This is a genomic window from Stenotrophomonas sp. YJH_SMC_4, assembly GCF_059371575.1.
Map to the genome: position 1 here is coordinate 199,572 of NZ_JCAFUR010000005.1, position 14,245 is coordinate 213,816.

A 14,245-nucleotide genomic window follows, 5' to 3' on the forward strand; every position below is an offset into this window, starting at 1 on the left:
TCACTCGTTCTCGTTGGCGGCGTCGTTGTCGTCGAACTCGCTGCTGAACTGCAGCGGGGCATTGGTGTTGCCGGCGGCCAGGGACTTCACGTAGATCGGCGCCAGCGGCTCTTCCTGGACGATGTCCAGCAGCTGTTCCTTGGCCAGTTCCAGCACCGCCAGGAACGTGACCAGCACGCCCAGCTTGCCTTCTTCTGCGGTGAACAGCCCTTCAAAACGGTAGAACTTGCCATCTTCAAGCCGGCCCAGCACTTCGCCCATGCGTTGCCGCACGCTCAGCGCCTCGCGCTTGATGGCGTGGCCACTGAACAGCTCGGCGCGCTTGAGCACGTCGTGCAGGGCCAGCAGCATTTCCTTCAGGTCCACCGGCGGCGGCAGCTTCACCGCAGCACGTTCGGGCATGAAGGCGTGTGCCACCGTGGTGTCGCGGTCCTGGCGGGGCAGGGCGTCGATGTCCTCGGCGGCCTGCTTGAAGCGTTCGTACTCCTGCAGGCGGCGCACCAGTTCGGCGCGCGGGTCGGCCTCATCGCCTTCCTCGCTGACCGGGCGCGGCAGCAGCATGCGCGACTTCACCTCGGCCAGGATCGCGGCCATGACCAGGTACTCGGCGGCCAGCTCGAAGCGCAGCTCGCGCATCACGGTGATGTATTCCACGTACTGCCGGGTGATCTCGGCCACGGGAATGTCCAGTACGTCCAGGTTCTGGCGGCGGATCAGGTACAACAGCAGGTCCAGCGGGCCTTCGAAGGCATCCAGGATGACTTCCAGCGCGTCCGGCGGGATGTACAGGTCCTGCGGAATCTGCAGGACCGGTTGCCCATGCACCACGGCCAGCGGCATTTCCTGCTGCTGGGGGGCGGGCGGCCGGGTTGGCGGGTTCGCGTCGAGCGCGAGTTCGGAAGTCATCTAATGGACATCAGGATTGCATCGGACCAGTCGCGGCAGCGGGTTCACCGGGCCAACGCCACGGCGCCCCACGGCACCAGACACGCCGGGATCGGCGCGATTCCACACATATCAAACAGCAGGACGCGCCGCAGTAAACGGCAGCGACGGAACTACGGGGAGGTCGTCTACGTGGCCCGGCCAGGTGGTCCGGTTCGAAGCAGCGGGACGGTCGTCGGGGGCTGCGTTGGCCGCAAAAACCGACGGGCTGCTGCATCCAGCCACGTGCAATGGAGCCTAGGGTAAGCCTTTGTCGGGCCAGTGTCCAGCCGGGCCGGGGCGGGGGCCGCATTGGCTAGAATCTGCGCACCCGACAACGCAAGCGAGGAAATGCCGTGTGGTATGTGATTGAAGGCTATGACGGCCAGGACGTGCTGGCACAGCGACTGCAGGCACGTCCGGAACACCTGGCGCGCCTGTACGCGCTGCGCGACGAAGGCCGCCTGCTGCTGGCCGGACCGTGCCCGGCAGTAGACAGCGAGGACCCGGGCCCGGCCGGCTTCAGTGGTTCGGTGGTGATCGCGCAGTTCGAGTCGCTCGTGCAGGCCCAGGCCTGGGCTGATGCCGACCCTTACGTAGCCGCGGGCGTCTACACCCATGTACAGGTGCGTCCGTTCCGCAAGGTCCTGCCGTGAACGCGGAGCGGATCGAGCGGATGCGTGACGCACTGCAGCAGGCGCTGGCCCCGAGCGTGCTGGAAATCGAAGACGACAGTCATCGTCATGCAGGCCACGCCGGTGCGCGCGATGGCCGCGGCCATTTCAACGTGCATGTGGTCAGTGAACGCTTCGCCGGACTGGGTCCACTGGCCCGGCATCGCGCGGTCTATGCCGCGCTGGGCGCGATGATGGAGACCGACATCCACGCGCTGTCCATTCGTGCATTGACACCGTCAGAACAGGGCTGAGCCCTTGTCCCACACTGTCCTGGCGGGTCCGTCAGCGGGCCCGCCACAGACAGATTTCCATGTCCATTTCAGGACATTCGCCTAACGGACTGTTTACAAGCCCAGATGGAAACGCTTACATTCCGCGCCAATGCTGGTAGGTCCAAGCCGTGGAGGGCGGCTTCGTGAACAAGGCAGCTATCACAATCAAAGACGTCGCTCGCGAAGCCCGGGTCTCCGTGGCCACGGTTTCCCGCGCGCTCAACGGGCATGAAAATGTCGCCGAACCGGTCCGCCAGCTTGTGCTGGAGGTGGCCGCACGGCTGCGTTACACCCCGCACGCCGCCGCCCGCAGCCTCAGCAGCCGTCGCACCAATACGGTGGGCGTGGTACTGCCTGACCTGTACGGCGAATTCTTCTCCGAGCTGATGCGCGGCATCGACAACGTCGCCCGCAACCGCCGCCAGCACCTGCTGGTGTCCAGTTACCACGGTGACCAGGAGCAGCAGGGCGCGGCCCTGCGCGCCATGCGCGGCCGCGTCGACGGCCTGCTGGTGCTCTCGCCCTATGCGGAGAGCCCTGGATTCCTGACCGACAACCTGCCGCAGTCATTGCCAACGGTGCTGATCAACACCTATCTGCCCGGGCAGGACCACCCGGTGCTGAGCATCGATGACCATGCCGGTGCGATGGCGATGACCCGCCATCTGCTTGACGCGGGTCACCGCCGTATCGCTTTCATTTCTGGCCCGGACCTCAACTTCGACGCGCGCGAGCGCCTGCGTGGCTTCCGTGACGCGTTGGCGGCTTTCGGCAGTGACGCCGAAGGCATCGAGCTGCCCGGTGATTTCGACGAAGCTTCCGGCCATCGTGCCGGTCAGGAGTTGTTGGCAGCCGGAGCGCTGCCTGATGCCGTGTTCGCCGCCAACGACATGATGGCGCTGGGTTGCCTGTATGCGTTCACGCAGGCAGGTGTCCACGTTCCGTCCGACGTCGCCCTGGCCGGTTTCGATGACATTCCACTGGCGCGTTTCGTCCACCCGTCGCTGACCACCATGCAGGTCAGCATCGCCGAACTCGGCGATCGGGCCATGACGCGCCTGATGCAGTTGATGGACGGCACCTCCACGGATGGGACAGGGGACAAGCAGACCCTGGTTCCCCGCTTGATAGTTCGCGATTCCACCACTCCGCCATCCGGCCGTTGAAGCCGGAGGCGTTCCTTCTTTTTTGATTGATCGCAGGGACCGCGCAAGCGGTTACCGCCACCCGGAGATTGAGTTGATGATGCACACCACCTTCCGCACGCCGGCACGCCGGCTGCTGAGCACCGCACTGGTCAGCTGCCTGATGCTGGCTGCTGCTCCGAACGTCATGGCGCAGTCGGCCAATGCCAGCCTGCGCGGCCAGGTTTCCGGCGCGCAGGCCGGCGCTGAGGTGACCGCCACCAACGTGGCCACCGGCACCGTCCGTCGCGGTACCGTCCGTGCCGATGGAAGCTACTCGCTGATGGGCCTGGACCCGGGCACCTATGACGTGGTCGCCAACGGCCAGTCGCAGAAGGTCACCGTCACCGTGGCCTCGACCGCTACCCTGAACTTTGCCGGCGCTGCCAGCAGCACCCCGGGTACGACCGCAGCCACCAACCTGGACACTGTCAACGTCGTCGCGCCGACCCTGCTGCAGGAAGTGCGCACGTCCGAAGTCGGCAAGACCGTCAGCCTGCAGCAGATCCAGACCACCCCGCAGGTCTCGCGCAACTTCCTGGAGTTCGCCGACGCGGTGCCGGGCATGATCTTCACCCGCGACGCCAAGGGCAACACCTCGCTGCGCGGCGGTGCCACCAACTCCGACGGCACCAACGTGTACATCGACGGTGTGGGCCAGAAGAGCTACGTCAAGGGCGGCGGCGTGGCCGGTCAGTCCGGCAGTGCCGGTAACCCGTTCCCGCAGCTGGCCATCGGCGAGTACAAGGTCATCACCGGCAACTACAAGGCCGAGTACGGCCAGGTGTCCAGTGCAGCGGTCACGGCCGCGACCAAGTCGGGTACCAACGAGTTCAAGGGTGAAACCTTCTACCGTTATACCAACGACAGCATGCGCGCGATGACCCCGGCCGAGCGTCAGCCGGGCAAGGGCAAGGAGGATTCGGCCGAGAAGGAATACGGCTTCGCCCTGGGCGGCCCGATCGTCAAGGACAAGGCCCACTTCTTCGTGACCTATGAAGCCAAGCGCTTCGATCTGCCGGTGACCATCGCACCGCATGGTTCGGTGACCAACAAGGCCAACCGCGTCCCGGCTGATGCCCAGGCCGGCCTGGGCCCGGCCAGCCAGCCGTTCCAGCAGGACCTGATCTTCGCCAAGGTCGACTTCGAGCCGACCGACAACGATCGCCTGGAACTGACCTTCCAGGACCGTGATGAAACCCAGCAGCAGTTCTCGGACCAGACCGCGCCGATGCACGGCAAGGAAACCAAGAACACTGACCGCCGTTACGCGCTGCGCTGGAACCACAGCGGTGAGCGTTACTACAACGAGCTGATGGTTACCCACGAGGATTCGTTCAACAATCCCAAGTCGCTGAGCATGGGCAACGGTTTCAACTACACCGCGCCGGACGGCAAGAACGAGGAGCGCGCCATCGTCTCGATCGGTGGTTCCTCGGCAATGTCGTCGCAGGTGAAGGGCCAGAAGGGCTGGTCGGTCGAAGACAACCTGACCCTGGATGGCATCCAGTGGGCGGGCGACCACACCATCAAGATGGGTGCCAAGTACAAGCAGATCGACCTGTACGCCTCCGATGCGGCGCAGATCAATCCGCAGTTCTACTACACCATCGACAACCCGACCTTCCCGGACAGCGTCCCGTACAAGGCCCAGTTCGTGAAGCCGGTCACCGGCGTGTCCGGCGTGTCCGGCGAAGTGCGCTCGAAGGTGAAGCAGATCGGTCTGTTCATCCAGGATGACTGGCAGGTCAACGACCACCTGCAGCTGAACCTCGGCCTGCGCTGGGACTACGAGAAGAACCCGTCCTATCTGGACTTCGTGACCCCGCCGGAAGTGGTCAATGCGCTGTTCGCGCAGGATCCGCGTGCCGCCGCTGGCCAGAGCTACGCCGACACGCTGGCGCTGAGCGGCCTGAACATCAACGATTACATCAGCAACGGCCACAACCGCAAGGCATTCAAGAATGCCTGGCAGCCGCGTCTGGGTTTCTCGTATGACATCAATGCCGACGAGCAGCACGTGATCCACGGTGGTGCCGGTCGTTCCTACGACCGCGACCTGTTCGACTACCTGCAGCTGGAAACCACCAAGCTGGCCCTGCCGCAGCCGACGATCTACTTCCGCAATCCGGCAACCGGTCAGTGCTTCCAGGGCAACGCCGCGTGCTATGACTGGAACCCGAACCTGCTCAACGGTATCGGCAACCTCCAGAGCCTGGTCGGTTCGACCAGCAATGCCGGCCTGGAAGTCGACCTGCTGAACAACAATCTGAAGGTGCCCTACGCTGACCAGTTCAGCCTGGGCATGAGCAACCAGATCGGCGACTGGCTGACCGACGCCACCATCTCGCGCACGCTCACCTATGACGGCTTCGCCTTCACCCTGGGCAATCGCTACCCGACCGGCAACTTCTTCGACGATCCGCGTCTGTGCGGTGGCACCGAAGCCGGTCTGGGCCAGGCGTGGAGCTGCAACGTACCGGGCTTCGGCAGCCTGATCATCGGCCAGCAGGGCATCAAGACCCGTGCTACCCAGATCCTGTTGTCGGCGCAGAAGCCGTTCACCCAGGAAAGCGGCTGGGGCACCTCCATCGCCTATACCTGGACCACCGCCCGCCACAACCGTGACATCAACGAGCACTACGCGTTCGACCGTGGCGTGATCGGTGACTACCCGACCATCCGCTCCAACGGCGCGCCGCGTCACCGCCTGGTGGTGACCGGTTCGTATGCGGGCTTCTGGGGCATCACCTTCGGTGGCAAGATCACCCTGGCCACCCCGACCGCGATCAACGACTGGTACGGCGTGCCGCAGGCCAATGGCTTCGACCTGCCGACCCCGATGGCGGCGGTTCCGGGTGGCAACGGCAAGTTCCTGCTGGGTGGCAAGATCTTCGGTTATCGCTCGGTCGACCTGCAGGCGACGAAGACGTTCAAGATGCCGGGCGATACCGAGCTGTATGCGCGTATCGACATCATCAACGTGTTCAACTTCGACAATTTCTCGAACTACAACTACTACAAGAATGGCAAGTTGACCGCGAGCTACAACGAGACCGGCGACATCGTCGGTACGCCGCGCCAGGTCAAGGCCGAAGTGGGCTTCCGCTTCTAAGCCCGGATGGATGCATGACCCCGATGCCGCCGCTCCGCCGGCGGCATCGGGCGCGTGAAAACAGCAATGGCCGGCCCTGTGCCGGTCCATTGCCCATGCCGCTGCCGGTCAGGGGGCATCGGCATGGGCAATGATCGCGGTGTCAAACCACGTTTTTCGTGGTTTTTTAAGAACGCACCTTGTAAACGATTTCAGATCATTGGACGGTATGCTTTCCCATCGATCAGACCACCGGAGAAATCGCGCCATGCAGGCACGTCATCTGTTGTCCGCCGCAGCGTTGAGCCTGGCCGTGGCCGCCTGCCAGCCGGCCCAGCAGGAGCCTGCCAAGCCGCGGCCGCCGGTGATCCTGATCGAGGCCGATGCACCGCCGCGGCCGATGAAACCTGAGCTGCCGCCGCTGTTCGATGACATCGAGCGCCGCACCTTCCAGTTCTTCTGGGATACCACCAACGAGATCAATGGCCTGACCCCGGACCGCTATCCGTCGCGGCCGTTCGCCAGCATCGCCTCGGTCGGCTTCGCACTGACCGCGTATCCGATCGGCATCGAGAACGGCTGGGTCAGCCGCAACCAGGCGATCGACCGCACCCTGACTACCCTGAAATTCTTCCGCGACGTGCCGATGGGCCCGCAGCGTACCGGCAAGGCGGGTTACAAGGGCTTCTATTACCACTTCCTGGACATGCAGGAAGGTCGTCGCTACGACAGCTGGGTCGAACTGTCCTCGGTGGATACCGCGCTGCTGATGATGGGGGTGCTGTTCGCGCAGTCGTACTACGACGGTGACGATCCGCGCGAGAAGGAAATCCGCCAGATCGCCGACACGTTGTACAAGAAGGTCGACTGGCCCTGGCTGCAGCAGCGTGCGCCGCTGATCTCGATGGGCTGGTTCCCCGAGAGCGGTTTCATCGACCACGACTGGATGGGCTACAACGAGGCCATGATGGTCTACATCCTTGCCCTGGGTTCGCCGACGCACCCGGTCAGCCCGGATGCGTGGACGGTGTGGACGCGCACCTATGACAACGACTGGGGGGTCTACCAGGGCCAGGAATACCTGTCCTTCGGCCCGCTGTTCGGCCACCAGTACAGCCACGTCTGGATCGACTTCCGCGACATCCAGGACGCCTACATGCGCGAGCGCGGCAGCACCTACTTCCTCAACAGCCGCTCGGCCGCACTTGCCCAGCGTGAGTACGCCATCGCCAACCCGATGCAGTGGAAGGATTACGGCGAGAACGTCTGGGGCCTGACCGCCAGCGATGGTCCGCAGAACACCACGCAGGAATACCGTGGCGAGCAGCGCCAGTTCCGCCATTACTCTTCGCGCGGCGCTGGCCTGCGCGAGAACTTCGATGACGGCACCATCGCTCCGACCGCCGCGATCGCGTCGGTGGTGTTCGCGCCGGAACAGGTGATCCCGGCCACGCTGGAAATGCACAAGCGCTACGGCGATTACATCTATTCCAGCTACGGCTTCCTGGATTCGTTCAATCCCAGCTTCAACTACGACATCCCGATCAAGACCGGCCGCGTGGTGCCGGATCGTGGCTGGGTCGCCAGCGACTACATCGCCATCGACCAGGGGCCGATCCTGACCATGATCGCCAACTATCGCAATGATTTCGTCTGGGAAGTGATGAAGAAGAACCCGTACATCCGCAAGGGCCTGGAGCGGGCGGGGTTCAGTGGTGGCTGGCTGGCGCCGGAAGGTTCGTTCCAGCCGCTGGAACTGCAGAAAGACGAAAAGGCCGCGGCGGCACGCGCGGTGGGTATCGCCGAATCACGCGCGGCTGCCGCGCAGGAACAGAAGAACAATGCCAACCGCAACACAGGCCAGGGCAAGTAACCCGATGCCGAACTGGATCGACCGTCTGCGCCGCTGGACACTGCCAGCCCTGGCCGCACTGGCCGTGGCCGGCTGCGCCCGCACCGAACCGGACACGACCACTGTGCGCTTCTGGGCAATGGGCCGGGAAGCCGAGGTGGTCAGCGAACTGATCCATGAGTTCGAAGCCGAGAACCCGGGCATCAAGGTGGACGTGCAGAACATCCCGTGGACCGCTGCGCACGAAAAGCTGCTGACCGCGTTCGCCGCCGACGGCCTGCCGGACGTGTGCCAGCTCGGCAACACCTGGGTGCCGGAGTTCGCCGAGCTCGATGCGCTGACCCCGTTGCAGCCGTTCGTCGATCGCTCTGCCGTGGTCGATGAGAAGGATTATTTCCAGGGCATCTGGGACACCAACGTGATCCACGGCAAGCTGGTCGGCGTGCCGTGGTATGTCGATACGCGCCTGATCTACTACCGCAAGGACCTGCTGGCCAAGGCCGGCTACGACCACCCGCCGCGCACGTGGCAGGAGTGGGATGAGCAGATGGCAGCGATCAAGCGCATGCAGGGCCCGAACCGCTATGCGGTGCTGATGCCGATCAACGAGTTCGAGCAGCAGCTGTCGCTGGCACTGCAGCAGCCCGATCCGCTGCTGCGCGATGATGACACCCGCGGCAACTTCAGCAGCCCCGGCTTCCGCCGCACGCTGGCGTTCTACGCCAACATGTTCGAGCAGGGCTGGGCGCCGAAGATGTCCGAGACGCAGATATCAAACGTCTGGGATGAGTTCTTCCGCGGCTTCAACGTCTTCTACATTTCCGGCCCATGGAACATCCGCGAGTTCAAGAAGCTGCAGCCGAAGGAACTGGAAGGGCAGTGGGGCACCGCAGCGCTGCCGGGGCCGGAAGGTCCGGGCGCGGGCATCGCCGGTGGCACCAGCCTGGTGATCTTCCGCAAGTCGCAGCAGAAGGAGGCGTCGTGGAAGCTGATCGAGTTCCTGTCGCGCCCGCAGATCCAGGCACGTTTCCATTCGATCATCGGCGACCTGCCGCCACGCCGCAGCACGTGGAGTGCGCCGTCGCTGGCCAAAGATCCGCTGGCCGCAGCGTTCCGTGACCAGCTGGAGCGGGTCAAGCCGACGCCGAAGGTGCTCGAATGGGAGCGCATCGTGCAGGAAATGCGCATCGTCACCGAGAAGGTGGTGCGCGGTGGCCTGCCGCAGGACAAGGCCGTCGAAGAACTCGACCAGCGCGTGGACAAGGTGCTGGCAAAGCGCCGCTGGATGCATGAACAACAACGCCTGCAGCAGCGCGTTCCGTCGCCGCAATCGAGCAGTGCCGTGGCCGCCGGGAGCGCGCAATGAAACGTACTTCGCTTGCCGGCTGGATTTTCGCCGGTCCCTCGCTGATCGTGCTGGGCGTGTTCTTCGGCCTGCCGGTGGCTTCGGCGCTGGCGCTGAGCGTGACCGACTTCGACCTGTATGCCCTGGCTGACAGCAGCAACCTGCGCTTTGTCGGCCTCGGCAACTACATCGATCTGCTGCAGACACCGATGTTCTGGAAGTCGCTGTGGAATACCACTTACTTCGTGTTGATCGGCGTGCCCTTGTCGATCGGCGTATCGCTGGGCGCGGCAATGCTGCTGAATGCGCCGGCCGCGCGCTTCAAGGCGCTGTTCCGCACTGCGTTGTTCGCGCCGGTGGTGACCACGCTGGTGGCGGTGGCGGTGATCTGGCGCTACCTGTTCCATACCAGCTACGGCCTGGTGAACTACGGCCTGGGCCATCTGGGCATCAGCCCGATCGACTGGCTGGGCGATCCCAACTGGGCGATGCCAACCATCATGCTGTTCGCGGTGTGGAAGAACTTCGGCTACAACATGGTGATCTTCCTGGCCGGCCTGCAGGCGATCCCGCATGACCTGTACGAGGCCGCGCGCATCGACGGTGCCTCGCGCTGGAAGCAGTTCCTGCACATCACCCTGCCGATGCTCGGCCCGGTGCTGCTGGTGGTCGGCGTGATTACCGTGTCCGGCTACTTCCAGCTGTTCGCCGAACCCTACGTGATGACCCGCGGCGACCCACTGCAGAGCACCGTCAGCGTGCTGTATTTCATGTTCGAGGAAGGCTTCAAGTGGTGGAACCTGGGACGCGCCTCCGCCGTGGCGTTCCTGCTGTTCCTGATCATCCTGGCGGTGACCACCGTGATGCTGCGTTTCGGCCGCAAGAGGCAGTTGGTATGAGTCGTGAAATCGGCCAGTCGCGCTGGTACCCGTGGTTGATCAATGGTGCGTTGCTGGTGCTGGCCCTGGTCAGCCTGGCACCGCTGTTGTGGATGCTCTCGGTCTCGTTCATGCCGCAGGGCGAGGCCAGCCATTTCCCACCGCCGCTGCTGCCTTCCAGCATCACCACGCACAACTACCATGAGCTGTTCGCGCGCACTGGCATGGGCGGCAACTTCGCCAACAGCCTGCTGGTGTCGCTCGGCATCACGGTCGGTTCGCTGCTGCTCAACACCATGGCCGGCTACGCGTTCGCCAAGCTCAACTTCGTCGGCCGCGAGCGCCTGTTCCAGGTGCTGATGGCGGCGCTGGTGATTCCGGCGCAGGTGGCGATGCTGCCGCTGTTCCTGCTGATGAAGCAGCTGGGCCTGGTCAACAGCTTCGGTGGCGTGATCGTGCCAGCGCTGGCCAGCGTGTTCGGCATCTTCCTGGTACGCCAGTACGCGCGTTCCATCCCGGACGAACTGCTGGAAGCGGCGCGCATCGACGGGGCAGGGGAGCTGCGCATCTTCTTCCAGATCGTGCTGCCGATGCTCAAGCCGGTGCTGGTGACCCTGGCGATCTTCACCTTCATGGGCGCATGGAACGATTTCATGTGGCCGTTGATCGTGCTGACCGACCAGGAGCACTACACTTTGCCGGTGGCACTGGCCACCCTCTCGCGCGAGCACATCATGGACGTGGAAATGATGATGGCTGGCGCGGTGGTCACCGTGGTCCCGGTGCTGGCGTTGTTCTTGGTGCTGCAGCGGTACTACATCCAAGGTCTGTTGCTGGGGAGCGTCAAGGGATGAAGCGAGCGATCGCCGTTGGACTGGGCCTGTTGTGGACTTCCCTGGCGATCGGCGCACCACCGGCGCTGCCGGCACCGAAGGTGCTGGACGACTTCGACGACATCGCGGCCTGGACGCTGGTGCTGTCCGACCAGGTCAGCGGTTCGCTGCGCCCGGTCAGTGGTGCCGGTGGTGGCCGCGCGCTGTGCCTGGACTATGACTTCCACGATGTCTCCGGCTACGTCGGCATCCGCCGCGCGCTGAACATCGAATACCCGGTCAATTACCGCTTCGGATTCCAGCTGCGTGGCGAATCGCCGGGCAACGACCTGCAGTTCAAGTTGATCGATGCCAGCGGCGACAACGTCTGGTGGGTCAACCGGCCCGGCTACAGCTTCCCCAAGGCGTGGACGCCGGTCGAGTACCGCCGCCGCCAGATCGACAAGGCGTGGGGTCCCTCGCCCGAGAAGGAGATGGCACGAAGCGCCGCCGTCGAGTTCACGATCTACAGCAAGGTCGGTGGCCGCGGCACGGTGTGCTTCGACAAGCTGACCCTGCAGGGCCTGCCGCCGCAGGATGATTCGGCGTTGGTGCCATCGGTGATTGCCGATACGGCCACCGCGCTGCAGGACCGCATGATCGACGGCAAGAGCGACACGTTCTGGATCAGCGGTGGCGTCAAGCAGCAGACCATCAGCCTGGACCTGCACAAGAGCCGCGAGATCGGCGGTGTAGTGATCGATTGGCTGCCGAACCTGGAAGCCAATCGCTACACCGTGCGGACGTCCGAGGATGGCCGGGACTGGCGCACTGTGCGCGAGGTGACCGGCGGTGCGGGGGGGCGCGATTGGCTGGCGCTGCCGGATACCGACGCGCGCTACGTGCGTTTCGATCTGCGCGACGGCCCGAACTGGCGCTATGGCATCCGTGACATCGCACTCAAGCCGCTGGCGTTCGCCGCCACGCCCAATGCCTTCCTGTCCTCGGTGGCCGCCGATCTGCCGCGCGGTTCGTTGCCGCGTGCCTATGTGGGCGAACAGCCGTACTGGACCCTGCTCGGCCTCGATGGTGGCCAGGAGCAGGCGCTGATCAGCGAGGATGGCGCGCTGGAGCCGGCCAAGGGCAGCTTCAGCATCGAGCCGTTCATCCGCCTGGATGGCAAGCTGCTGGACTGGTCGAAGGTCGCCATCACCCAGTCGCTGCAGGATCACTACCTGCCGATCGCCACCGTCGACTGGGTGCATGAGAAGGCCGGGCTTTCGGTGACCAGTTTCGTGCAGGGCACGCCCGAGCGCGCGCAGCTGATCGGCCGCTACCGGCTGAGCAATCCGGACAAGGTCGCCCACGAGTACACCCTGGCGTTGGCAATCCGTCCGTGGCAGGTCAACCCGCCCACCCAGTTCCTCAACACCGTCGGTGGCTTCAGCCGCATCGATGCACTGGATGTGGGCGAACAGCTGGTTCGGGTCAACGGTGAGCCGCGCATCTATCCGCTGCAGGTGCCGGATGCGCGCTTTGCCAGTACGTTCGATGGCAAGCTCGATGCGATGCATCTGGAAAGCGGCAAGTACCCGGCCACGACCGCAGTGAAGGACAGCACCGGCATGGCGTCGGGTGCGCTGATGTACACGATCAAGCTCGAGCCCGGGCAGAGCCGCGAAGTGGCGGTGGTGCTGCCGCAGACCGGTGGCTGGGCGCCGCAGGCGCTGGACGTGGCCAAGGCGCAGGCGCAGGTGGCCGATCAATGGCGGCAGAAGCTGGGCGTGGTTTCGCTGCAGGTGCCGGCTGCGGGCCAGGCACTGGTCGATACCCTGCGCACGGCCGTCGCGCACATGCTGATCTCGCGGGTTGGCCCACGCCTGCAGCCGGGCACGCGCTCGTACGCGCGCAGCTGGATCCGCGATGGCGCGATGATTTCCGAGGGCCTGCTGCGCATGGGGCGCAGCGATGCCGTGCGTGACTACATCAACTGGTATGCGCCGTACCAGTTCGAGAACGGCAAGGTGCCGTGCTGCGTCGACGCGCGCGGCAGCGACCCGGTACCGGAGAACGACAGCCATGGCGAACTGATCTACAGCATTGCCGAGTATGGACGCTACACCGGCGACAGCACGTTCACCGAGCTGATGTGGCCGCACGTGCAGGGCGCCTACAACTACATGGAGCAGCTGCGCGCCAGCGAGCGCACCGAGGAAAACCGCGCACGCAATCCTGCCTTCTACGGGATGATGCCGGCCTCGATCAGCCACGAAGGCTATTCGGCCAAGCCGATGCATTCGTACTGGGATAATTTCTGGGCGTTGCGCGGCTACAAGGACGCGGCATCGCTGGCGGCCCAGCTGGGCAAGGTCGAGGCAATGCAGATCGCCGGATCGCGTGACCAGTTCCGTGATGACCTGCAGGCCTCGCTGCTGTCGGCGATGCAGCAGCACGACATCGACTACCTGCCGGGCTCGGCCGAGCTGGGCGATTTCGATGCGACCTCGACCACCATCGCGCTGGCGCCGGGCGGCGAGCAGGGCCGACTGCCGCAGCAGGCACTGGAGGCGACCTTCGAGCGCTACTGGAAGGAGTTCGTGGCCCGCCGTGACGGCAAGCGTGAGTGGAAGGACTACACCCCGTACGAGTGGCGCAACGTGGCGGCGTTCGTACGCCTGGGCTGGCGTGACCGCGCCTGGCAGGCCACCGAGTTCTTCTTCAGGGACCGTGCGCCGCAGGCCTGGAACCAGTGGGCCGAGGTGGTCTCGCGCACGCCGCGCAAGCCGTTCTTCGTCGGTGACCTGCCGCACGCCTGGGTAGCCTCGGACTTCGTGCGCTCGGCCTTGGACATGTTCGCGTACAGCCGTGACATGGACGATGCGCTGGTGCTGGCCGCCGGCATTCCGAGCGCCTGGCTTCAGGGCGAGGGCATCGCCGTGCAGGGCCTGCGCACGCCGCAGGGCCAGCTCAACTACCGCCTGCAGCGCAGCGACAAGCAGCTGGTGCTGGAGGTGCAGCCGGGCCTGATGCCACCGCTCGGTGGCGTGGTGTTGCCGTGGCCGTACGCCGGTGATCCGGGCGAGGCGACCATCAACGGCGAAGCGGCCGAATGGGTCAACAAGGAACTGCACGTGCACCAGCTGCCGGCGCGGGTCGAGATCGATGTACCGAGCGCGGTGCGCCGCGCCGAGCGCAAGGGGCAGTAAC

General features: G+C 64.8%; 10 protein-coding genes. 9 read left to right on the forward strand and 1 reads right to left on the reverse strand.

The window, feature by feature from the left end; all coding sequences use genetic code 11:
- Window positions 1-906, reverse strand: coding sequence for a segregation and condensation protein A (locus tag AC5P9F_RS10730; protein WP_005410330.1), 906 nt, complete (start codon window positions 904-906; stop codon window positions 1-3).
- 374 nt (window positions 907-1,280) lie between these two features.
- On the opposite strand from AC5P9F_RS10730, the gene AC5P9F_RS10735 reads away from it, so the two are divergent.
- The 9 genes from AC5P9F_RS10735 to AC5P9F_RS10775 all read left to right on the forward strand — a co-directional run bounded on the left by AC5P9F_RS10735 (window position 1,281) and on the right by AC5P9F_RS10775 (window position 14,244).
- The gene (locus AC5P9F_RS10735; RefSeq protein ID WP_049451704.1) at window positions 1,281-1,580 is read left to right on the forward strand and encodes a YciI family protein; all 300 of its coding nucleotides are present in this window, start codon (window positions 1,281-1,283) and stop codon (window positions 1,578-1,580) included.
- A 20-nt stretch (window positions 1,581-1,600) separates the two neighbouring features.
- On the forward strand, window positions 1,601-1,852 hold the full coding sequence (locus tag AC5P9F_RS10740) for a BolA family protein (RefSeq protein ID WP_032963317.1): 252 nt from the start codon (window positions 1,601-1,603) through the stop codon (window positions 1,850-1,852).
- Window positions 1,853-2,001: 149 nt separating this feature from the next.
- Entirely contained in the window at window positions 2,002-3,039 is a 1,038-nt protein-coding gene (locus tag AC5P9F_RS10745) for a LacI family DNA-binding transcriptional regulator (protein WP_012480808.1), read from the forward strand.
- A 76-nt stretch (window positions 3,040-3,115) separates the two neighbouring features.
- Complete coding sequence (locus AC5P9F_RS10750; RefSeq protein WP_495231940.1) at window positions 3,116-6,172, forward strand: TonB-dependent receptor; 3,057 nt, start codon at window positions 3,116-3,118, stop codon at window positions 6,170-6,172.
- A gap of 247 nt (window positions 6,173-6,419) precedes the next feature.
- Window positions 6,420-8,024 (forward strand): glucoamylase family protein, encoded by a 1,605-nt coding sequence (locus AC5P9F_RS10755; protein WP_024956629.1) that lies wholly within the window; start codon window positions 6,420-6,422, stop codon window positions 8,022-8,024.
- A 4-nt stretch (window positions 8,025-8,028) separates the two neighbouring features.
- The gene (locus AC5P9F_RS10760; protein ID WP_049459784.1) at window positions 8,029-9,369 is read left to right on the forward strand and encodes a sugar ABC transporter substrate-binding protein; all 1,341 of its coding nucleotides are present in this window, start codon (window positions 8,029-8,031) and stop codon (window positions 9,367-9,369) included.
- On the forward strand, window positions 9,366-10,247 hold the full coding sequence (locus AC5P9F_RS10765; RefSeq protein ID WP_005410323.1) for a carbohydrate ABC transporter permease: 882 nt from the start codon (window positions 9,366-9,368) through the stop codon (window positions 10,245-10,247). The genes AC5P9F_RS10760 and AC5P9F_RS10765 overlap by 4 nt, the downstream gene beginning before the upstream one ends.
- Complete coding sequence (locus AC5P9F_RS10770; RefSeq protein ID WP_005410322.1) at window positions 10,244-11,080, forward strand: carbohydrate ABC transporter permease; 837 nt, start codon at window positions 10,244-10,246, stop codon at window positions 11,078-11,080. Before AC5P9F_RS10765 ends, AC5P9F_RS10770 begins: the two co-directional genes overlap by 4 nt.
- The gene (locus AC5P9F_RS10775; RefSeq protein ID WP_495231941.1) at window positions 11,077-14,244 is read left to right on the forward strand and encodes a discoidin domain-containing protein; all 3,168 of its coding nucleotides are present in this window, start codon (window positions 11,077-11,079) and stop codon (window positions 14,242-14,244) included. Before AC5P9F_RS10770 ends, AC5P9F_RS10775 begins: the two co-directional genes overlap by 4 nt.
- Window position 14,245 lies beyond the last annotated feature (1 nt).